The following is a 20480-nucleotide window of genomic DNA, read 5'->3' as shown; positions in this document are numbered from 1 at the left end:
ATGACTTCGCTACGCGCGCAATGACGATTAGACTGTTGTCTCGCACCAAAACCAATGCCAAAGGCTCAGCATGACCTTAGATAAAAATTTCGACCCCGCCGCCATTGAAGCACGCTGGTATGAGCATTGGGAAAGCAAGGGCCTTTTCCGCCCGGAGCGCGACGATCGCGAGCCGTTCACGATCGTCAACCCGCCGCCCAATGTTACCGGCAGCCTGCATATCGGCCACGCGCTGGACAATACATTGCAGGACATCATCATCCGGCACGAGCGGCTGAAGGGCAAGGACGCATTGTGGGTCGTCGGGATGGATCATGCCGGCATCGCCACCCAGATGGTGGTCGAGCGCCAGATGAACGAGCGTCAGCAGAAGCGCACCGATTTCACCCGCGAGGAATTCGTCGAGAAAGTCTGGGAGTGGAAAGAGGAAAGCGGCGGCACGATTACCGGGCAGCTGCGCCGTCTCGGCTGTTCGATGGACTGGTCGAACGAGCGCTTCACGATGGACGAGGGCATGAACGAGGCCGTGCTCAAGGTCTTTGTCGATCTCTATAATGATGGCCTGATCTATCGCGACAAGCGGCTGGTCAACTGGGACCCGGCCTTGAAAACCGCGATATCCGATCTGGAAGTAGAGACAGCCGACACCAAGGGCAGTTTCTGGCATTTCAAATATCCGCTCGCTGATGGTGTGACGCTAGATAACGGACAGGACTATATCGAGGTCGCAACGACCCGGCCGGAAACGATGCTGGCCGACATGGCGGTGGCGGTTCATCCAGACGACGAGCGCTACAAAAGCGTTATCGGCAAGGAAATTCAGCAGCCGATTACGGGACGTCGGTTCAAGATCGTCGCCGACGATCATGCCGATCCTGAACTGGGTTCCGGCGCGGTTAAAATCACCCCCGGCCATGATTTCAACGATTTCGAAGTTGGCAAGCGAGCCGGTTTTGCAGCTGGAGAGATGCTCAACATGCTCGATGGCGAGGCCAATGTCTGCCAGACCGCGGACGGTCTGGTGCCCGAGGAATATATCGGTCTGCACAGGTTCAAAAAAGACGGCATCAACGGCGCGCGCGAACTGGTTGTCCAGCAGATGAAGGAACATGGCTACCTGATCCCGCATGTCTCAAAGAACAGGGACGGTGAACAGGTCGAACATGACGCCGAACCACGTACAATCGCCACGCCCTTCGGCGATCGCGGCGGCGTGGTTATCGAGCCATGGCTGACCGATCAATGGTATGTCGATGCCGAAACCCTCGCCCAACCGGCGATCAAGGCGGTTCGCGACGGCGATATCGAGATCGTTCCGAAGAGCTGGGAAAAGACCTATTTCAACTGGATGGAGAATATCCAGCCCTGGTGCGTCTCGCGGCAGCTCTGGTGGGGACACCGGATTCCGGCATGGTTTGACGAGAATGGCAAAATTTACGTCGCGATGGATGAAGCATCAGCACAGGCGCAAGCTGGTCCCGGCGTTGCGCTTACCCGCGATCCCGACGTTCTCGATACATGGTTCTCCTCCGCACTCTGGCCCTTCGGCACATTGGGCTGGCCGGAGAAGACCAAGGATCTCGAACGCCATTATCCCAATGACCTGCTGATCTCCGGCTTTGACATCCTTTTCTTCTGGGATGCGCGGATGGCGATGCAGGGCATCCAGTTCATGAAGGAAGTGCCGTGGAAGCGGCTCTATCTGCACGGGCTGGTGCGCGCCGAGGATGGATCCAAAATGTCCAAGTCGAAGGGCAATGTCGTCGATCCGCTCGGACTGATCGACCAATATGGCGCTGATGCGCTACGTTTCTTCATGGCGGCGATGGAAAGCCAGGGCCGCGACATCAAGATGGATGACAAGCGGGTCGAAGGCTATCGCAATTTCGCCACCAAGCTGTGGAATGCCTCCCGCTTCTGCGAAGTAAACGGTATCGGCGCAAGCAAGACGCTCGCTGCGTCAGAAGCCAGTCTGCCGGTCAACCGCTGGATCATCAGCGAGGTCGTCGAGACCCAGCGCGCGCTCGACAAGGCACTGACCGACCTGCGCTTCGATGCAGCCGCGAACACGATCTATCACTTCACATGGGACCGCTTCTGCGACTGGTATCTCGAGCTGATCAAGCCCGTTTTGCAGGGCGAGGATGCCAGTGCGGCAGACGAAACCCGCACCGTCGCCGGCTGGGTGCTCGACCAGATCATCGTCATGCTCCACCCGTTCATGCCGTTCATTACGGAAGAGCTCTGGCACAGCATGGGCGACAGAAAATATGACCTGATCGTCGCCAAATGGCCCGAGCCGAAAGCGGAAATCGACAAGGAAGCAAAAGCCGAAGTCGACTGGCTCATTCGTCTTATCTCGGCCACTCGCACGGCAAAAGTCGAACTCAACATTCCGCCCGGAACAAAAATGACTGCCCATGTGCGCGATGGCGATGATGCTCTGGCAGAACGCATTCAGCGGCAAGGCTCTGCGCTGGACCGTGTCGGCAGGCTGGAAAATATCTCCTTTGATCCGGCTCCGGAAGGCGCGACCGCCCAGATCGTCGTGGATGGCGCAACCTATGTGCTACCGTTGGCAGGCGCTGTCGATTTCGAGGCAGAAAAAGGACGGCTAATCAAGGCGCTCGAAGCATCGCAAAAAGAAGCCAAATCGCTGTCCGGCCGCCTTTTCAACCCAAATTTTGTTGAAAAGGCAAAGCCGGAGGCCGTGGAAAAAGCACGGGCGGATCTGGCGGCCAAAGAGGCGGAATCGGAGCGGCTGCAAGCGGCAATTGACCGGCTGGGATAATCCAGCTTTTGCGAAGGCAGAGCTTATCTGCTGCCTGATCCATATTGGAAATGGCTGGAGATGAGTTCGGCCTTCACGGGAGTAGAGACCAGCGACAGCGCTCTTAATGCGCCTCGCCGCGCCGCATCTTTACCGCGCCGGCGCGCATTTTCTCGGCACCCTCGCGCATTTTGCCCGCGCCAGCCCGCATTTCGGGCGCACTTTCCAGCAGTTGTTGCGCCGTGACCTTGCCGTCTCGCCAGCCATTCTGCCGTGCAGCCTCGCGCTCGCGAAATGCGGAGTCTCGCTCCAGCCGGTCCGCATAGGCCTCCATCCTGTTGGCTCCGCGCAGCATCTCCTCCGCGCCTTTCTCCATGCCCACGGCTGCTTCGGCCATCCCGGCCTTCACCTGGATCTTGATATCGCGAGCAAGTGTTTCGCTCCATTCTCTATCACGATGAATCCTGGTGTCATGCGCGTGGCTTGCCATTGCGGGCAATATCAACGCGGCGGCGAAGCCCGATGCTGCCATCAGTCTAAAATTGCGTTTATCAATCATCATATACTCCGTAGCATCTCGCCACGCCCGATACGCGGCCCAATGACTACGAGTGTAATCGTTGAACGGTAATTTGGTACGGTTGATCGATAAACGGTCGATGAAAATGGATAAACGGTCCGGTCGAAAAATTACCGACCCTGTGCTCTCCAGCGTTTGATTACACGCTGGATAATCTCTTCTTCACCACCATGTTCGCACCATAGTTCGGAGAAGATCGGGTCTTCCGACGCGGGACGACGTTCTTCCGCCAGCGTATCCAGCGAGACGCGAATCGGAATTGCTACGCCTTCGCCGCAGCAAATCACTTCACGATTGCGCAGCGCCGGGATCGAGTCGAGGAACCCGCGCGCGCCTTCCGGCATGGCGGCTTTCACGAACGCCTGATCTCGGTCATTGTTGAGCCTCATGGACAGGATCGTACCGCATTGCGAGAGCACGCCTTCGGCGAGATCGGATGGCCGCTGCGTGATCAGACCAAGCGAAACGCCATATTTCCGGCCTTCCTTGGCAATTCGGCTGAGAATATCACGGACACTGCTTTCCTCGGCCACATCATCATTGGGAATATAACGGTGGGCTTCTTCACAGACCAGCAGCATCGGTCGAGCAGGTTCGTTGCGCGACCAGATGGCATAATCGAATACGAGGCGGCTGAGCACGGACACCACTGTCGGCGTGATTTCTGATGGCATGGCCGAAACATCGATAATCGAGATCGGCTTGCCTTCGGACGGCAGTCTGAAAATCTTGGAGAGAAACGCAGCCATCGTGTCGCCGACGAGCATGCCGGAAAACATGAAACTGTAGCGCGGATCGGCCTTTATCTCGTCGATCTTGGTTTTTAATCGCTGATAAGGTGCGCTGTTGGTCGATTTGTCGAGCTTGCCCATTTCATTCTGCAGGATCGAGGTCAGGTCCGACAGCAGATAAGGCACTGGCGAGTCGACGGTCAGTTTCGCAACATTCGCGGAAGCCTGACTTTTGGCCTTTGCAGCCAGAAGACATTTGGCGAGAATGTCGCAATCCATCTGCTTTGCATCGCCTCTGGACTGAACAAATACTTCGCAATGCTCGCGAAAATTCATCAGCCAATAGGGGAGATTGAGATTGTTCACATCGAACAGCTTGCCGTTGTCCTTGAACGCGGCTGAATATTCACCGTGCGGATCGATCATGATGATATGACCTTCGGGTGCCAGATCACATATCTTGTGGAGGATGAGAGCAGCCGAAGTCGACTTACCGGTACCGGTTGATCCCAACAGCGCGAAATGCTTGCCGAGCATGGCGTCGACATAAAGCGCGCCACGAATATCATCGGTCGGATAGACCGTTCCGATTTCGACATTGGCACGACCGTCCGAAGCATAGACCTGCTTCAGATCCGCAGTGGTTACGGCATAGACAGGCGAGCTTGGAGTTGGGTAGCGCGTCACACCGCGGCGAAAATTGAAGATATGGCCAGTGAGCTTCTCTTCATCACCTTCACCAAGGAAATCGATCTCGGCGACCACCAGTCCTGCTTGTCCTTCGTAGATTCTCTGAGTCCGGATATTGGCGAGCAGCCATGTTTGACCAACACGAATCTTGACCTGGCTACCGACCTGGCCGGCCATTTTGACGGTCGGATCAGGATGCTCCAGCAAATTCGTCAGAGTAGCGCAATCCATGACTACTTTGGACCCGGATCCCGCAATTTCGATAACCTCGCCAATCTGATGACCTTCGGTGCGCTTTGCAGCGGCCGCGGGGGCTGGGCTTGCGTGCCCTTGCGTTTCATTTTCAGAAACCGGGAGAGGCCTTGCGGCGGGGAAATGATGGGAACCCATGTCGGACATAGCCGTTTTTCCTGTTTTTACTGGTCTAAAAACCGGACTAGAGGATCATGGTTAAGGAAGATTTACCGGCGCGGCAGAAATATAAACAGCTGAATCCGAAGAGCCGCCAGCATCACATCTTGCGGAAAAGATAACCGGCAGACCAGCCGAGAACTACCGAAATGAACACAGCGATCAGGCCATAGAGAAAGCCATATTGCTGTGACAGATTGGTAATGAAACGGCCCATTCCGATCTTTTCGATTGTCACTTCTTTGACTTCTGCCGCCGCGACCCGTCCATCAAGGATCAGAAATGTTTCAGCCGTATAATCCCCCACCGGTACGCTCGCCGGCAGATTGATACGCGCCTGATACAAAACATTATTGGTGATTTTGACGCTGTTTGGCAGATTTTTAAAAAGCTCTCCGCGGGAATTCAGGTCGACCAATCCGCCAACGAAACGATCCAGTTCCCGGCTATCAATCGCGCCTGCCGGGGAAAGCTGTAGATGGTCCAGTCCGAGTTCGTAAATGTCTGCAGTCTTGTCATCGACAATCTCGTTTATCGGCTTGGAGGACGCTACCGCGTAATAGCCGGGAGCTGAACGAAACTCGCTGCTGGCCGCATTGATCCAGATACCTGCTATCTGCTGCTTTTCGCGTACGACAATCGATTCAACCGGCCCTTTCAGGACCACGACAATATCCGCCTGGTCAGCATTGCGGGTTCCGGGTGGATAGGTAATGGCGCCGAAAAGCAACAATTGTGCGCCATTGAAATCGCCCCTGATGCTTATGCGATCTTGCGACACCTCGGGTACCAGAACCGGTGTATTCGCGGTGACCAGAACGAAAATCCCGCACAACGATGCCACCCGGAGCAAAAGTTGGTAAATCTGCTTCACAGCGGTTGCACCGTGTAGATTTCATCCGGTTGGAACCCCAACCCCAGCGCCATACGTATCGCAACGAGCAGTACCATCGATGCCAGAGCCAGCCGGAGATATTCTGGTCGCATTCTTTGGGCAAATTTTGCGCCCAGCTGAGCGCCTGTGACGCTGCCCAGCAACAGTAGCGAAGCCAGGACAATATCAACCGCTCGGGTCGTCATGCTGTGCATCATCGTCGACGCTATGGTCACGAACAGAATTTGGAACAGCGAGGTTCCGACGACAACCTGAGCGCCCATGCCGAGCAGATAGAGCATGGCCGGAACCATGATAAAGCCCCCGCCGACACCGAGCAACATGGTCAGGATACCCGTAAGAAGGCCGAGCAGGAACGGAGCGATCGGCGAGATATAGAGACCGGACCGGTAGAAACGCCACCGGAACGGCAGGTTGGCAACCAACGGATGGTGACGCCGCTTTTGCGCAGGCAGAGGCTTGCCTGCCCGCAACGCCCTGACGCTCTGCAGGGACTCCTTGAACATCAACCCGCCGATACTCGACAGCATCAATACGTATAGAACGTTGATAACAGTATCGATCTGGCCCCAGCGTTGCAAAATCTGGAACAGCCCCGTGCCTATGAGCGTCCCGAACATCCCGCCGGCCACCAATATTCCGCCCATTCGAAAATCGACGCCTTTGCGGCGCATATGGGCGGCGACGCCTGAAATGCTCGCGCCTGTAACCTGGGTCGACGCAGAAGCGGCCGCGACGGTCGGCGGAATGCCGTAAAAGATTAGCAATGGAGTGGTCAGGAAGCCACCGCCGACGCCAAACATGCCTGACAAAATCCCCACCAGTCCGCCAAGCAGGACGATGACAAAAGCATTGACCGAAAGATTGGCAATTGGGAGATAAATGTCCATATCGCTATGGGACTAATCTCTTTTTGTTGCGGGATAAAGGGCGTTGCGACGCCGAGCGCGAGAAATCAATCTGTTCTCGGCAAGAGAATGAAATTCCGTCCGCTCAAAAGCTGGTTGAAAGCGTTATCGCCGCTCCGCTTCTGGGCTGCGCATCGCCGGCAACCCGAACACGCCAGTCCACCGCTATACGTGCAGCCGCAGCCCCGAGCGGGATCCGGATATCAGCTCTCGGACCAATATCCAGACGGGCGACATTCCGTTGACCGCCGACCCAGGCTCCTGTTCCGATAGACAGTTTCTTGCGATCGGATTTTATGATCGGACGCTGCAAAGTTGCAAAGCCGTCAAAAAAATACGTTTTCTCGCCGCCCAGAACATATCCTGCCTGTGCGTAAGTCTCGATCATTATCTTTTCGATAATCGGATTCGGCCCGGTTCCGCTAGTCGCGAAAAAGGCCGTGCCGCCGCCCCGCCCCGATTCTGCGCTGAACCTCTGTTCGGCATGAATAGAAAGCGGAAGACTTTCAAAAAGGCGGAGCCTGCCGCCGAGAGCCAGTTCCTTTTGGGCCAAGGGCGCTAAAGCGGCACTGAGCCGCCCGTAAACCGCCACTTCGGGACCAGGGCTTGTGAATATCGGATAAGACAAGATGGCACCGGTCTGGCTCCCGCCATATTGCCCGTTCGAGATGGCGGCCCTCGTGCCGATCGCCTCCGGACCATTGATTTGGGGCGCCTGTCGGGCAAAGATCCAGAAATAGCCCGTCAATCCCCGCCGGTTTTCTTTCGCGGGCATGCTTTGCTCTCTCATTGCGCGCGATCGGGTTCTATCGGCAAGACTCCCGTTTGGTGGCAGTGAGGTCATCGATGGAAGCCGGTACGCGATGATTTGCGGTTGCCACTTGAGCAGCGAATGGCGGCGCCGTGTGAAGGGCAACCGGACGGGATCCTGCTCAATCGATCGCCGTGCAGGATAAGGTATATTTTTCGCATCAAGCTGTTTGGCTACTATGTTCCGGCTTACCATTGGCTCCGACGAACGGATTCCAGCCGGGCCTGCCGTTCCTGTACCGTGCATCTTCCGGATGTCCCGGATTGCGGCATGGCCGCGCAGGGAGTCCAGCGGACCCGGAGCAATATTTTCTGGCACATTCCACGCGATGAACCGCGCCAATATCCAAATGACCGCCAGGGTTCCGAAAGCCCGAAGCGGCGCACCGGAAGCCTCGCCACTCAAGACATCAGTTCCGTTCACCAACAGAAAATTTTGGCCTGAGCTCCTGCACATCGTTGGCGTCGGGAAAGAAATGGGCTGTTTTTTCCCAATTCACCGGGTCGCCTACAAGTTGTCTTGTATAGTGACCAATGGCCCGCCACGCTGCCATGATATTGATTATATTGGCGACGACCGTCCGCGGCATCGACAGGAGCGCCTCGCGAAGGCCGTAGAGCGCAAAGACGAAGCAGCTTTTCAATAGCTGCCGCCATATCAACGCTCCGGCGTTGATGACTAACAATATCCCGAGAAATTCGGAAACCGGCTGCAATTGGTAAAAACCCAGCATTTCTGCTACCAGCATTATCGCTGTTAAAATGACGGCCATATAGGCGATTGCCAAGACCATGGCGGCGATCGTGGCCTTGCGATCTCGCAATCGCATCCAGTTTTCTCGCCAGCCCTTGTTCCAGCCCAGTCGATCCCATCCGGACAAGGAAATCCCCGCTATCCATCGGCTTTTCTGACGAACGGCATCTGCCAATTTGTCAGGAAAAAACTCTTGTGTAGCAACCAATTGTCCGCGCTGATCGCGAAGCCGCACAAAAATACCCCGGGAATCTCCTTCTGTCAGCTTGAGACCCAATTCATAATCTTCGGTCATGCTTTGCGCGTCAAATGGCTTGCCCTGCGTTCGGGCCGAAAGTTTCATCAGAGCATCCCGCGCGAATGCGCAGCCAACGCCAGCCGATGGCATCGAAGCACCAAGCGCCTCGCGCATCACCATCTGCTTGCCATGCAATTCGGCAAATTCATCGCCATAATGGCCTGCGATCCACCGCGACCTCGTCGCACGACGCGGGATGACCGGCAGTTGAACCAGCGCGGCCCGACTGACCAGATGACGGAGCAGTCTCAGCTCTTCGGGATGAACGAGATCCTCTGCATCGTGGAGCACCACTCCGGCATAATTGCGCTTTTCCTCGATTTCATCCTGGCACAGCGCATCCCAGAGATGGTTGAGGCAATCCGCCTTGGTCGTTGGCCCGTTCTGCCGGCAGATGACCAACCGGAGCTCTCGCGAACCGGCCGCTGCAGCAGCAACCGCTGCAATGGTCGCCTGATCATTGGGGTAACAGCCGACATATATCCGATATGCACCCGCTCTCCATTGCCGCAGACATCGCTCCAGCATTGCACCAATAACCGGTGCCTCGTTCCAGGCGGGTACGAATATCGCGAGTCGGCCATCGGGCGTTGCATCGCCAAGGGTTTCAACTGTTGCGCGTCGATAGCGCGAATAGACAAACAACCTGCGTTTCAACCGGTAAAAAATCCAAAGCCCGTCAAAAACCATGTCGTCGATTGCACCAATCAGAAAACACAGGCTCGCGAAGAGCAGCATTTCTTTTTGAAGAACATCCAGAACCGGCAGAATATGGTCGCTCGCCATGGCAATACTCCATTGCTTCGCAGAAGCGGCGCTGCTGCGGAAATTTGAAGGTGATAGTCAGCAAGTGAAGGTGTAAATCGGCGCGTCGCGCTATCGGGGATCGGTCTCTCTATTCGCCATTATTGGCGCATGTTCGTGAGATCCAATCGCCAGTGCCAGCAACATCGGATAGGCCCAAAATGCCGCTACGGTCGCAAATGCCCAAGGCGTTATCTGTGGCGCCACCGCCATTGCCGTATGAATGGTCACCGCAAGCAGGTGAAATGCAGTTGCCCACATCGGCCAGAAACGATCGGATTTTAGAGCCAGGGCGATTAATGCCGCGAGAGCAATCATGTCTACCGCCAACATGCCCGCTTCCACACCCGTCCAGGAATTTTCCACCATTTTCGCAATCGCCAGAGTCGACAATGATCCCGCGACCATGATTGCTGCCCCGAAATATTCAGTTCGAGCACCGCGAAAAATCGCATGCGCGCAGCAGACCAGAAGAAACATATAATAGAGATAAGCCCAAATCGTGTTGAAAATCATATCTCTGCGATCTTCACTCCAACGTCCGCAACGGCGGCGCCAACAGATTTATTCATCGGCAGCTATGCAGCATCGTCAACCAACCTGACGATGTCTTCATTTTGCGCTTTCGCCTGCACGGGTGGCTTCATGTCATCGCTTCCCATAGCCATGGCTTGCAGTCCAATCTGATCGCGGGTTTCTGCCAGCCGATTGTGCGTCGCAACCAGCTGTCCTCTTGCTCGGACCAGTGCCGACAATGTTGCAGCCGCTTGAGATATCGCCTCCTGGCCAAAAACAGCCGATAATTTTGCATCCGTCCTCGCGGTGGGCATATATCCGGTCAAGTCCGCCATTCTACAGATTGCCTCGTCGACCGCCTTTTCCGTGGCGAACAATCTCGTCGCCAGCCTCTCGGCTGCATCGCGTCTTTGCTTTAGCATCGTGACTCCTTTCGCGGGAATTGACGTCCCGGCACTTTCCAAATGACCAAATCGAGGAGAGAATGCGCAGGCCCTGCCGAGTGTTTATCACCCTTTAAGCCGGGAAAGCGCCTCCAATCCCGCCAAAAGTCCGCCGAAGGACAAAGCCGAACCGATCACGATGGCCAAAATCCATCCCATCCGCTCGACCATGTTGAGATAATTTTTCTCGCCACGATATTGCGGGAAAGGAAGACGTTGGCGCCTGGTTGAGGATGATTCAAAATTTGCCCCGGCGTCTTTGCCGTCGACTTTTGAACCATCCTCGATCAAGGCGATCTGCTCGTCTGCGCCCCCTCCGATTGACGTGCCCAGTCTCCCGCTTTCCTCTACTGGCTCAACCTCCGATACTTGATATATCAAGGGTTGATATCCGTCATCGGCATCGATCGCGGCAAATTCACGAGCGGCCTCAAAGCGGGACTGCACGTTCAAAATACGCATGGCGGTGCGCAATCGTTGATCGACAGTGTGCGGAGATACTCCCAATTGCCGTGCAATTTCTTTGGAATTATGATGCGCCAGCACCAGCCGCAAACAATCGCGCTGGCCGTCATTCAATCTGTCAGCTGCGGCAATGGTCATGTCGGAGAAGCCTGCTCGAATCGGTGGAGCGATGGCTGACATGTTTGAAAACAACCGGTCCATTGGGAGCAAAAAATTGCGATTCTCTGCATGAATTGCGGTCGTTGCGCCATAATTCCCCCTTTATTGCAATGGCCTGACTCAATGATACAATCCGTTACAATAGCAGATATCAGCGGTTTCGTGAATTTTTTTCATCTTGCGGGCTTGTCGCGCGACCGACTCGCAGCCCAAGTTCAAGCTCATCAAAGTCCGCTGGACTTGTCCGCCTGTTCAGGCCATCAACCAAAGAAAAGGGAGAGAGCATGAACGCAACTCAAACAGCGCCTGTGACCAACACCGGACTGGCATATCGATCCGGCGGCTATCGGAACTATGTAATAATCTCGTTGATGCTTCTCTACACGTTGAACTTCATCGATCGTATATTGATCGGTGTAGTCGCCCAGCCGATCATCGAAGAGTTCAAGTTGCAGGATTGGCAATTCGGCCTGTTATCCGGCTTCGGCTTTGCGCTCATGTACACGGTCATGGGCATCCCGATTGCCCGGCTTGCCGAGCGTATGAACCGCGTAAAAATCATCGCCGCCAGCGTCATCATGTGGTCGCTCATGACGGCATTGTGCGGGATAGCAGGCAGTTTTATCGCGTTGCTCGTATTCCGCATAGGTGTCGGCATCGGCGAAGCGGGCCTGACGCCTGCAGCCAATTCTATCATTTCGGACTATTTCCCGCCACGCAGTCGCGCCCGGGCGATCGCGATCTACACCATGGGCATTACACTGGGCGGCGTTTTGGCCAATGCCTTTGGCGGTCCGATCACCGAATTATTTTCATGGCGCGAAGCCTTTCTGGCGCTTGGCATACCTGGCGTGCTTTTCGGCCTGATATTCCTCTTCACGGTCGAGGAACCTCCACGCGGCTATGCTGACCCTCCGACCGCGATCAAGCCCAAGAAAATGGGAATTGCAGATACGGTCCGGGAATTGTCGGCCAAACGGAGCTTCTGGATCAACATGATTGCGGCCGCTCTGGTCGCCTTTGTCGGCTATGGTGTAACCAATTTTCAGGTCGCCTTTTTCCAGCGCGTCCACGAATTGTCGATTTCTGAAGTGACGCTGCAGATTGCCGTGCCGCTTGGCCTTGCCGCGTCGCTCGGTGCGTTCCTGACCGGCTATCTGACCGAGAAAATGAGCGGCCGCTTTCCCAATGTGGTAGCGTGGCTGCCCGGCGTCATGCTGATCATGTGCGTGCCTCTCTACTGGATAGGCTTCACCACAAACAGCGTACCCCTCGCCTTGGCGGTTCTGCTCTTCGCTGCAGCCCTGCACTACGGTTATCTCGGTGCCCAATATACCATCTGCCAGGGCGTCGCGAGCCCGCAGTCGCGGGCCACCGCCGTTGCGCTGTTCCTCTTCATCGTCAATCTCATCGGCTATGGCTGTGGCCCGCTCGTCATGGGGATTGCCAGCGACATGCTGATGAGCGCAGACCTTGCCAGCTCCCAGTTTGCTGCCGAGCTGACTGGCCAGATCTGTAAGGGCAGGCCGGAAGACCTGATAGCGGCTCTCGGCGCGGCCAAGGCGGAGGCTTGCCTGACGGCGAGCGCGGAAGGCCTGCGCTGGGCGATCATATATATCGTCAGCATATTCTTCGTCGCTGGCGGCATGTATATTTATGCCTGCAAGACCCTCCAGGATGACCTCGTAGCGAAAATGAACTGAGGCCGCATGACCCGTCCCGAACCATGGCAGCTGGTTGCTGAAAACTATCCCGTATCTGTCGTCATGCAGACGCGCTTTCAGGATATCGATCCGAACCGGCATCTCAACAATGTTGCCTTTGCGGCATTGTTCGAGAATGCCCGGGTAAGGCTGAACCGCGAACTCCGACCGTGGGGCGACCGGCCGAAGAACGAGCGCAGCATGGTCGCGGCGGTGACCATCAACTATCTCCGCGAAGGCCATTATCCCGACGATGTTGAGGTCAGCTCGGGCGTCAGCAAGATCGGCAGATCCAGCTATGTCATAGCGCAGGCCATGTTCCAGAATGACCGATGCATTGCCACCTGCGATTCCGTCATCGTGTGCCGGACCGATGGCGAGGGCAAGCCGCTCCGCGCAGCCGTCGTGGCCGAGCTCGAGAAGATGCTGACCAAGGGCTAGGCGTTCCGGTCAACAATTCCGCAAGCTCCTTCGACAAGCTCAGGACGAACGGCGCTGATCAACGCACCTTTTACTCAGTCGGTGAAGTTCGGGGTCCGTTTCTGCATGAACGCCATCACCGCTTCGACCTGATTGGGCGTCCGACTGACCTTGTCCTGGCCGGCCGATTCCATCATCAATATCTCGTCTTCGTTCATGTCGGGCAGCTTGTTGATCAGATCCTTGGCGATCTGTACCGCCTGCGGATGTTTGCTGGCGATCTCGGCCGCGATCTCCATTGCCTTGGCATGCGGATCGTCCGACAGATGGGTTACGAAACCGAGTTCCCTGCCTTCCTCACCGGTAAAAATACGATTGGTATAGGTCAGTTCGCGCAGAATGTCGTCGCGAACAAAGCTCCGCCAGGTCGTATAGCTGCCCATATCCGGGATCAGGCCCCAGCGCATCTCCATGATCGACATTTTCGCGTCCGGCGCGACCACGCGAATGTCGGCGGCGCTGGCAAATTGCAGACCGCCACCGATGCACGGACCATGGATAGCGGCGATCACCGGCGCTTTCAACTTCCGCCACAACAGCACGATATGCTGATATTTATTGGCATTGCCAAAAGTGCGCTCGCAGAGCGTGCTGGCGAGTGGCGAACTCTCGCTGCCCTTGTTTTCTTCAACCGCAGCGGCCGCAGATGCAGCAAAGCTGCCCATGTCGAGGCCGGCACAGAAAGCCTTGCCCTCGCCCGAGAGGACAATCGCCCTTATGCCTTCCATCGCCGCCAGCTTCTCACCGGCTTCCACGATCGCGTCAATTTGCGCCGCATCCAGCGCGTTCATCTTTTCCGGACGGTTGAACCGGACATCGGCTATGTGATCTTTGACGGAAATGGTGACACGTTCTGACATTTGCTATCCTTTTGCTCTTCCCGCTCGGCCCGGGCGACGTCGAGAAGGCTATAAGCCCACTGTGTTTTGCCACCACTCGGCACGACCGGAAACGAAGATTCGTTGCTACGCTCAGGCCTGTTTAATCGCCCAGTTAACCAGCGGCAACTGATCATTGCCAAAATACATTCTCTCGCCATCTCCAAATGGCACGAAGATGCTCGGCGATCCATAAGCACCACGCGCAATTGCCTCTTCGGTATTGGCGCGCAGCCGGTCCTTGATTTCCTGCTCCTGCGTCCGTGCGGCCAAAGCGGAACCATCCATGCCAAGCTCGTTGGCGATGGCAACCAGCACCGCCGGATCGTCCAGATTGCGCTGTTCGTCATAATAGGCGTTGAACGCCGCGGTCGCGAACCTGTGCAGCGTTTGCTGGTCGTCCTCCAGCGCGCAACAGAGCCGCATCGCATGCACCGACTTGACCGGATGATGTTCGCTAGGGAAATTCATCGCTACTCCGGCTAGCCTCGCCCAGTCCTTGAGCACCCGGAAGCTGTGAACGAATTTTCGATTGTCGGGATTCTCCCGCGCAGCATAAACGTCCTGATTGACCGCGTTGAACACGCCGCCGACAAGAAACGGCTTCCAGATGATCTGGGCGCCATTTTCCTCAATTATCGGCTGGATATTGTGAAATGCAAGCCGGGTCCATGGCGAGGAAAGGTCGAAATAAAATTCTACGGTCTTCATTTATCAATTCCCTTTTTCATTGGGCTGTTCCGCACTTGATGCGGAACCCTGACGCATGGCGCTTGCTCTCTCGAACTCCGCATCAAGTGCAAGCGCACAGCGCTCACCTATTCCTTCAGCCCGAATAAAGTCTTGCGCACTTGCGCATCATCCTGCGGATTCCGATTGATCCGCTCGCGCCCTACGGCCATCCCGCGCCGCAGACCCTCGCGCTGTTTCAGCACTTCGTACCAGCGCTTCACATGGGCGAAGTCATCGAGATCGATTTCCTGTCGCTTGTAGGTCTGCACCCAGGGAAAACAGGACATGTCGGCAATGCTGTAATCTTCCCCGGCCAGATAGCTGTTGTCCGCCAGTCGCCGGTCCATAACTCCGAACAGCCGGAGCACCTCGTTGCGATAGCGTTCTGTGGCATATTCGATCCGCTCCGGGGCATAGAGTTTGAAATGCCCGTGCTGGCCCATCATCGGACCAAGCCCGCCCATCTGCCACATCAGCCATTCGGTCGCCGCAATCTGCCCGCGCAGGTCATGCGGCAGGAACGCCTCTGCTTTGTCGGCCAGATAAAGCAGTATCGCTCCTGTCTCGAAGACGCTGACCGGTTCCCCGCCATCCGCCGGATCATGATCGACGATCGCAGGTATCCGGTTATTCGGACTGATCGCCAGAAACTCGGGCGCAAATTGCTCACCCGCGCCGATATTCACCCAGTTGATATTATAGTCGAGCCCGCACTCCTCTAGCATGACGGAAATTTTCCAGCCATTGGGGGTTGGGGCGAAATAAAGATCAATCATAAGCGCAAATCATCCCGGACGTTCTTTACAAACTTTACAGTGTTAAGAAAAACAAGCGATCGAGCCAAAAATGGTCTTTTTCGGCAACGGTAATATCATCGATCACGCTCTTCATCATCAGGACGCAACGTGGCATAAAAGCAGGCCGGTAGGACAGCAAAATATTGCTTCGCCGGCGATAGGCTGAAATATTATCGAGAAAGCCGGACCGGGTTTCCAGATTATATGAAGGTCACTAGCCCGGCAGGTCCGGCAGCACCCGGTAATCGATCGGCTTGAAACTTCCGCCATTGGAGGCATAAGCCGAACAGGCGGTCAGCCCGATGACAAGATCCATTTCTGCCTGCATCCTGATGACGTCTCCAGCCTTACTGGTGGGTGGACGAACTTCGATCTTTCCGGCCTGATCAACCGGCACATTCATGAAAATATTGAACGCACACGGGATTGCATCCGGCTCTATCCCGAACGGCGCAAGCGCTTCTGCCAGATTGCCAAAACATCCACGATGCACCGGCTTGTCTGGATAGAAATGCTTGAATGTATCTTCACTGCAGGGCGTCAGCAGAAAATCGTGCGACCCGACCGTGTCATGAGCAATTCTCAGCATCGGGCGGGAGCGGTTCGACCACAAGCGGTTGCCTTCGCTCAACCGGATAGTTTCCTCATAATCGAAAGTCCGTCCGTTAGACAGACATTCGCGGACATCGTCGGCATTATAGGCAAGCAGGTCAGAGACCTGACCACCTTCGGGATCGATCACTTCAAGAAACTGGCCTTTCAGAAGCCGGAATGCTGCCCCGGAACGCGGCGGAATTCGTGTCATATTCATGTCGTCCGCCTGTCCTGAAACGGGCATTGCCAGTCGTCATCGACCTGCCGCCCGCTATATTGGCGAGCTTCACTGGATTCTCCATGTTTGGCAAGCATCGGATTGACGTCTCCGGCCAGCTTCCTGTCGCGATCGAGGATGGTATCGCGCATTTTTTCATAGCGGCCCTGATCCCGCAAACGTTCGAACTGGTCGTGAAGATTGAATATTAGGGTCGGCTGTGAAAAGCGACGGGCCGGACGGGAGGCATGGGGATGCAGGCCGATCACGAAAAAGGCTTCTCCGCCAAAGCTGAGAGAAAAATTCGGGTCTTTCGGGTCGGCGCTGACACGATCGTCATAGGACTGACCGAGCCAGGCATCCTTGTCTGCTATCGACTGGATTCTTTCCCACATCAGTTTTTCAAAATCGACTTCCGACAGGTCTTCAGGGCCTTCGAATATCACCGCCAGGCTACGAAACCCTTCGGTACATTCCCCATACTCCTTCGCCCAGGCAAGCAGTTGACGATGGATGGCCAGGTCGTCCCAATTGCTATCGAGCCGATGAGCAACCATGGTTTTTAGATTGTCGTGCGCCAAGGCAGACTTTGCACCCACGCAAGGAAATTGCGGCTGCAAAATCATTGCACCGATAGTATCCTGCAGTTCTTCCAGACGCTTGATCTTATAGTCTTCATCAAGCAGGTTTGAATGGTTCATGCCGATCCATACGCTTAAAAAACGGAAGTGTTCCGTCTGGCCACTATAGCAGCAAAAATCGCGATCCTTTTCCTTTCAGGCCACACCCATTTTTGATCGGCGGAATATTCATCCGCGGTTTCCCGCTTTGACAACATAGCTTCCCCAAGGTTTAAAAGCCCGCTAATGGGCGCGGATGACCGCAGAAAAACCAAAGCTCATCATCCGCAGGGCGGAACTGGAAGATGCCAGAAGAATCTCAACCCTTTCACGCAAGGTTTATGGCAAGGGTGAAGGCTATACGGCGGAAGAAGTCCGTGGCCAGATCAACAATTTCGCCGATGGCCAGCTGGTCGCGGAATATGAAGGCAAAATTGTCGGTCATTGCGCGACATTCCAGATTTCCGAGAAAACCGCGCGCGCTGCGCACAGCTGGTCGGAAATCACCGGCGGTGGCTTTGCTGCCCGCCATGATCCGGCGGGTGAAATATTATATGGCATGGAAGTCAGCGTCGATCCGGATTACCGGCGTCTGCGCATCGGCCTGCGCTTCTACCGGGTCCGTCGGGAGCTCTGCCAGCATCTTGGCTTAAAAGGCATAATCTTTGGCGGCAGATTGCCCGGCTATGAGCGGCGCAAGCGCAAATTTCCCGACCCGGCCGATTATCTGGCCGCGGTTCTCGACAAGCAATTCCGCGATCCGGTGATCAATTTTCAGCTGAACCAGGGCTTCGTGCCGCTCGGCATCCTGAAAGACTACATGCCGACCGACAAACCGTCCGGCGGCAATGCTGTCCATATGTTCTGGGAAAATCCGCTGGCGGTTGAAGCGAAGCTTGTGACCCAAAGTCCGCATGACCGTCTGCCGCAATCGGTTCGTGTCGCGACCGTGCAGTTCCAGATGCGCAAAATCGCTTCGCAGACAGAATTTGAAGAACAGGTGGAATATTTTGTCGATGTTGCCGCCGATTATGGCGCGGATTTCGTAACCTTCCCGGAACTGTTCACGCTGCAACTGCTGTCACTCGAGGGTGAAAAGCTGGATCCGGCGCAAGCAATCGAAAAAATCGCCGAATATACCGACCGGTTCAGGGAATTCATGGAAAAACTGGCGGTTTCCTATCATATCAACATCATTGGCGGCTCGCATCCGACGCGGATGAAAAATGGCGATATCCGCAATATTTCCTATGTCTTTCTGCGCAATGGCGCGGTCTACACGCAGAACAAGCTGCATCCGACACCGAGCGAAGTGCGCTGGTGGAACATCAAGGGCGGCTATGGCGCGGAAGCCATCCCCACCGACTGCGGACCGATCGGGGTGATGATCTGCTATGACAGCGAATTCCCCGAAATGGCGCGGCATCTGGTCGATCAGGGCGCGATGATCCTGTTCGTTCCTTTCTGCACCGACGAAAGGCGCGGCTATTTGCGGGTACGCTATTGCTGCCAGGCGCGTGCGGTAGAAAACCAGTGCTATGTCGTGATGTCAGGCGTGGTCGGCAACCTGCCCAATGTCGAGAATATGGACATTCATTATGCCGAGAGCGCAATCCTGACGCCGTCCGATTTCCCGTTCGCGCGGGACGGGGTTGCTGCCGACACGGCGCCCAATACGGAAACCATAGCGATTGCGGATCTCTCTATGTCCAGCCTGCTCACCAGCCGGCAATCTGGCGCGGTGCAGAATTTGAAGGACCGCCGCTTCGATCTTTATCGGGTGTTGTGGAAGGGATAGCCCTTGTACCGGATGGCGCCTGACCCGGCGCCATCCGGCAAGAAACGACTAGATCGCTTCGTTTTGCCCCGGCGTGTTGACGCCCATTTTTTGCAGATATTTCTTTACGTTGCGTGCGGCCTGACGGATGCGCTGCTCGTTTTCAACCATCGCAATACGGACAAAGCCTTCGCCATCTTCACCATAGCCAACGCCCGGTGCAACGGCCACGCCGGCCTGTGTGAGCAACTGCTTGGAAAATTCAAGGCTGCCCATATGTGCAAGTTTCGGTGGTAAAGGAGCCCAGGCAAACATCGATGCGGCTGGCGGCGGGATATCCCACCCTGCCCGGCCAAAGCTTTCGACCAGCACATCCCGACGCTTGTGATAGAGTTCGCGGTTTTGCGCAACGCGTTCCTGCGGCCCGTTGAGCGCTGCACAGGCTGCTGCCTGTATCGGTGTGAATCCACCATAATCGATATAGCTTTTGACCCGCGTCAGTGCGCCGATAAGCGTCTTGTTACCGACCGCGAAACCGACCCGCCAGCCCGCCATCGAATAGGTCTTGCTGAGCGAGGTAAATTCCACCGCCACGTCTTTCGCGCCGGGTACCTGCAATATCGAAGGCGTCGGGTTGCCGTCATAATAGAGCTCGGAATAGGCGAGATCGGACAACAGCCAGACCTTGTTTTCCTTCGCCCAGGCCACCAGCCGTTCGTAGAAAGCGAGATCGACGACTTCCGCAGTCGGATTGGACGGATAGTTGACCACTAGCAATGTCGGGCGCGGCACGGTGAAGGCCATGGCCCGCTCGAGAGATTCCCAATAATGCTCATCCGGCGTGGTCGGCACGCTGCGGATCGTCGCGCCGGCGATGATGAAACCGAAAGTATGGATCGGGTAGCTGGGATTGGGTGCCAGGATACAATCGCCCGGCGCCGTGATCGCGGTGGCCAGACTGGCCAGACCTTCTTTCGACCCCAGCGTGACGACGACTTCTGTCTCGGGATCCACATCGACGCCAAAACGACGGCCATAATAATTGGCTTGTGCCTTGCGCAGACCCGGTATGCCCTTGGATGCCGAATAGCCGTGCGCATCGGGTTTCTGCGCCACTTCGCACAGCTTGTCGATGACGTGCTGCGGCGGCGGCAGATCGGGGTTGCCCATGCCGAGATCAATAATGTCTTCTCCTGCCGCTCGCGCCGCTGCCCGCATGTTATTGACTTCAGCAATCACATAGGGTGGCAGACGTTTGATACGGTAGAACTCTTCGGACATTATAAATCGTTTCTTGCGTTAAGTTATAGGGAACCGCCGCTTTGCGTAATTTTGATACAAATGTCGAGGAATTGAAGTCCATCGCGGCATTTTGTGTCCGGTCGGGGATGCGTAGCCCACGGCGGAGCGATCGTTCGCGCCGCCAACCCGGCTTCGCACACCAGGGA

General features: G+C 55.9%; 19 protein-coding genes. 4 read left to right on the top strand and 15 right to left on the bottom strand.

The window, feature by feature from the left end; translation table 11 throughout:
• Positions 1-70: 70 nt before the first annotated feature.
• On the top strand, positions 71-2791 hold the full coding sequence (locus HUO14_RS00275; RefSeq protein ID WP_176277911.1) for a valine--tRNA ligase: 2721 nt from the start codon (positions 71-73) through the stop codon (positions 2789-2791).
• Positions 2792-2894: 103 nt separating this feature from the next.
• On the opposite strand, the gene HUO14_RS00270 is transcribed toward HUO14_RS00275, so the two are convergent.
• The 9 genes from HUO14_RS00270 to HUO14_RS00230 all read right to left on the bottom strand — a co-directional run bounded on the left by HUO14_RS00270 (position 2895) and on the right by HUO14_RS00230 (position 11213).
• Positions 2895-3332 (bottom strand): hypothetical protein, encoded by a 438-nt coding sequence (locus HUO14_RS00270; RefSeq protein WP_176277910.1) that lies wholly within the window; start codon positions 3330-3332, stop codon positions 2895-2897.
• Between the two features lie 128 nt (positions 3333-3460).
• Positions 3461-5170 (bottom strand): ATP-binding protein, encoded by a 1710-nt coding sequence (locus HUO14_RS00265; protein ID WP_176277909.1) that lies wholly within the window; start codon positions 5168-5170, stop codon positions 3461-3463.
• Positions 5171-5282: 112 nt separating this feature from the next.
• Positions 5283-6056 carry a TIGR02186 family protein gene (locus HUO14_RS00260; RefSeq protein ID WP_335646099.1) on the bottom strand — a complete coding sequence of 258 codons (774 nt, stop codon included), beginning with the start codon at positions 6054-6056 and terminating at the stop codon, positions 5283-5285.
• Positions 6053-6967 carry a sulfite exporter TauE/SafE family protein gene (locus tag HUO14_RS00255; RefSeq protein WP_176277908.1) on the bottom strand — a complete coding sequence of 305 codons (915 nt, stop codon included), beginning with the start codon at positions 6965-6967 and terminating at the stop codon, positions 6053-6055. The genes HUO14_RS00260 and HUO14_RS00255 overlap by 4 nt, the downstream gene beginning before the upstream one ends.
• A gap of 103 nt (positions 6968-7070) precedes the next feature.
• The gene (locus HUO14_RS00250; RefSeq protein WP_176277907.1) at positions 7071-7760 is read right to left on the bottom strand and encodes a hypothetical protein; all 690 of its coding nucleotides are present in this window, start codon (positions 7758-7760) and stop codon (positions 7071-7073) included.
• 445 nt (positions 7761-8205) lie between these two features.
• On the bottom strand, positions 8206-9633 hold the full coding sequence (locus HUO14_RS00245; protein WP_176277906.1) for a glycosyl transferase family protein: 1428 nt from the start codon (positions 9631-9633) through the stop codon (positions 8206-8208).
• A 90-nt stretch (positions 9634-9723) separates the two neighbouring features.
• Complete coding sequence (locus HUO14_RS00240) at positions 9724-10167, bottom strand: hypothetical protein (protein ID WP_176277905.1); 444 nt, start codon at positions 10165-10167, stop codon at positions 9724-9726.
• A 62-nt stretch (positions 10168-10229) separates the two neighbouring features.
• On the bottom strand, positions 10230-10589 hold the full coding sequence (locus HUO14_RS00235) for a hypothetical protein (protein ID WP_176277904.1): 360 nt from the start codon (positions 10587-10589) through the stop codon (positions 10230-10232).
• An 87-nt stretch (positions 10590-10676) separates the two neighbouring features.
• Positions 10677-11213, bottom strand: coding sequence for a helix-turn-helix domain-containing protein (locus tag HUO14_RS00230; RefSeq protein WP_176277903.1), 537 nt, complete (start codon positions 11211-11213; stop codon positions 10677-10679).
• 305 nt (positions 11214-11518) lie between these two features.
• Between HUO14_RS00230 and HUO14_RS00225 the strand changes: the two genes are divergently transcribed.
• On the top strand, positions 11519-12937 hold the full coding sequence (locus HUO14_RS00225; RefSeq protein WP_176277902.1) for a spinster family MFS transporter: 1419 nt from the start codon (positions 11519-11521) through the stop codon (positions 12935-12937).
• A 6-nt stretch (positions 12938-12943) separates the two neighbouring features.
• Positions 12944-13378, top strand: coding sequence for an acyl-CoA thioesterase (locus HUO14_RS00220; protein ID WP_176277901.1), 435 nt, complete (start codon positions 12944-12946; stop codon positions 13376-13378).
• 74 nt (positions 13379-13452) lie between these two features.
• Here the strand turns inward: HUO14_RS00220 and HUO14_RS00215 are convergent, their stop codons facing one another.
• The 5 genes from HUO14_RS00215 to gntA all read right to left on the bottom strand — a co-directional run bounded on the left by HUO14_RS00215 (position 13453) and on the right by gntA (position 17336).
• Positions 13453-14277: a crotonase/enoyl-CoA hydratase family protein gene (locus HUO14_RS00215; protein ID WP_176277900.1), complete on the bottom strand. Its 825-nt coding sequence runs from the start codon at positions 14275-14277 to the stop codon at positions 13453-13455.
• Between the two features lie 111 nt (positions 14278-14388).
• Entirely contained in the window at positions 14389-15006 is a 618-nt protein-coding gene (locus tag HUO14_RS00210) for a 2-hydroxychromene-2-carboxylate isomerase (protein ID WP_176277899.1), read from the bottom strand.
• A 107-nt stretch (positions 15007-15113) separates the two neighbouring features.
• Positions 15114-15803: a glutathione binding-like protein gene (locus HUO14_RS00205; protein WP_176277898.1), complete on the bottom strand. Its 690-nt coding sequence runs from the start codon at positions 15801-15803 to the stop codon at positions 15114-15116.
• Positions 15804-16038: 235 nt separating this feature from the next.
• Positions 16039-16635 carry a DUF1989 domain-containing protein gene (locus tag HUO14_RS00200; protein ID WP_176277897.1) on the bottom strand — a complete coding sequence of 199 codons (597 nt, stop codon included), beginning with the start codon at positions 16633-16635 and terminating at the stop codon, positions 16039-16041.
• Positions 16632-17336 (bottom strand): guanitoxin biosynthesis heme-dependent pre-guanitoxin N-hydroxylase GntA, encoded by a 705-nt coding sequence (gntA, locus tag HUO14_RS00195; protein ID WP_176277896.1) that lies wholly within the window; start codon positions 17334-17336, stop codon positions 16632-16634. Before gntA ends, HUO14_RS00200 begins: the two co-directional genes overlap by 4 nt.
• A 175-nt stretch (positions 17337-17511) precedes the next feature.
• Here gntA and HUO14_RS00190 point away from each other — a divergent pair, with 175 nt between their 5' ends.
• Entirely contained in the window at positions 17512-19053 is a 1542-nt protein-coding gene (locus tag HUO14_RS00190) for a carbon-nitrogen hydrolase family protein (protein ID WP_176277895.1), read from the top strand.
• 48 nt (positions 19054-19101) lie between these two features.
• Here HUO14_RS00190 and HUO14_RS00185 read toward each other — a convergent pair whose 3' ends face one another.
• Positions 19102-20313: an LL-diaminopimelate aminotransferase gene (locus HUO14_RS00185; protein ID WP_176277894.1), complete on the bottom strand. Its 1212-nt coding sequence runs from the start codon at positions 20311-20313 to the stop codon at positions 19102-19104.
• Positions 20314-20480: the final 167 nt, after the last annotated feature.

The sequence above is a fragment of the Parasphingorhabdus flavimaris genome, from assembly GCF_013371215.1.
Classification (GTDB): Bacteria; Pseudomonadota; Alphaproteobacteria; order Sphingomonadales; family Sphingomonadaceae; genus Parasphingorhabdus; species Parasphingorhabdus flavimaris.
This window is presented reverse-complemented; position numbering and strand designations above follow the sequence as displayed.

Excerpts from the sequence above, each read along its gene's own strand:
- HUO14_RS00275 (WP_176277911.1), top strand. The coding sequence starts at position 71 with ATGACCTTAGATAAAAATTTCGACCCCGCCGCCATTGAAGCACGCTGG.
- HUO14_RS00270 (WP_176277910.1), bottom strand. The coding sequence starts at position 3,332 with ATGATGATTGATAAACGCAATTTTAGACTGATGGCAGCATCGGGCTTC.
- HUO14_RS00265 (WP_176277909.1), bottom strand. The coding sequence starts at position 5,170 with ATGTCCGACATGGGTTCCCATCATTTCCCCGCCGCAAGGCCTCTCCCG.
- HUO14_RS00255 (WP_176277908.1), bottom strand. The coding sequence starts at position 6,967 with ATGGACATTTATCTCCCAATTGCCAATCTTTCGGTCAATGCTTTTGTC.
- HUO14_RS00250 (WP_176277907.1), bottom strand. The coding sequence starts at position 7,760 with ATGCCCGCGAAAGAAAACCGGCGGGGATTGACGGGCTATTTCTGGATC.
- HUO14_RS00245 (WP_176277906.1), bottom strand. The coding sequence starts at position 9,633 with ATGGCGAGCGACCATATTCTGCCGGTTCTGGATGTTCTTCAAAAAGAA.
- HUO14_RS00240 (WP_176277905.1), bottom strand. The coding sequence starts at position 10,167 with ATGATTTTCAACACGATTTGGGCTTATCTCTATTATATGTTTCTTCTG.
- HUO14_RS00235 (WP_176277904.1), bottom strand. The coding sequence starts at position 10,589 with ATGCTAAAGCAAAGACGCGATGCAGCCGAGAGGCTGGCGACGAGATTG.
- HUO14_RS00230 (WP_176277903.1), bottom strand. The coding sequence starts at position 11,213 with ATGACCATTGCCGCAGCTGACAGATTGAATGACGGCCAGCGCGATTGT.
- HUO14_RS00225 (WP_176277902.1), top strand. The coding sequence starts at position 11,519 with ATGAACGCAACTCAAACAGCGCCTGTGACCAACACCGGACTGGCATAT.
- HUO14_RS00220 (WP_176277901.1), top strand. The coding sequence starts at position 12,944 with ATGACCCGTCCCGAACCATGGCAGCTGGTTGCTGAAAACTATCCCGTA.
- HUO14_RS00215 (WP_176277900.1), bottom strand. The coding sequence starts at position 14,277 with ATGTCAGAACGTGTCACCATTTCCGTCAAAGATCACATAGCCGATGTC.
- HUO14_RS00210 (WP_176277899.1), bottom strand. The coding sequence starts at position 15,006 with ATGAAGACCGTAGAATTTTATTTCGACCTTTCCTCGCCATGGACCCGG.
- HUO14_RS00205 (WP_176277898.1), bottom strand. The coding sequence starts at position 15,803 with ATGATTGATCTTTATTTCGCCCCAACCCCCAATGGCTGGAAAATTTCC.
- HUO14_RS00200 (WP_176277897.1), bottom strand. The coding sequence starts at position 16,635 with ATGAATATGACACGAATTCCGCCGCGTTCCGGGGCAGCATTCCGGCTT.
- gntA (WP_176277896.1), bottom strand. The coding sequence starts at position 17,336 with ATGAACCATTCAAACCTGCTTGATGAAGACTATAAGATCAAGCGTCTG.
- HUO14_RS00190 (WP_176277895.1), top strand. The coding sequence starts at position 17,512 with ATGACCGCAGAAAAACCAAAGCTCATCATCCGCAGGGCGGAACTGGAA.
- HUO14_RS00185 (WP_176277894.1), bottom strand. The coding sequence starts at position 20,313 with ATGTCCGAAGAGTTCTACCGTATCAAACGTCTGCCACCCTATGTGATT.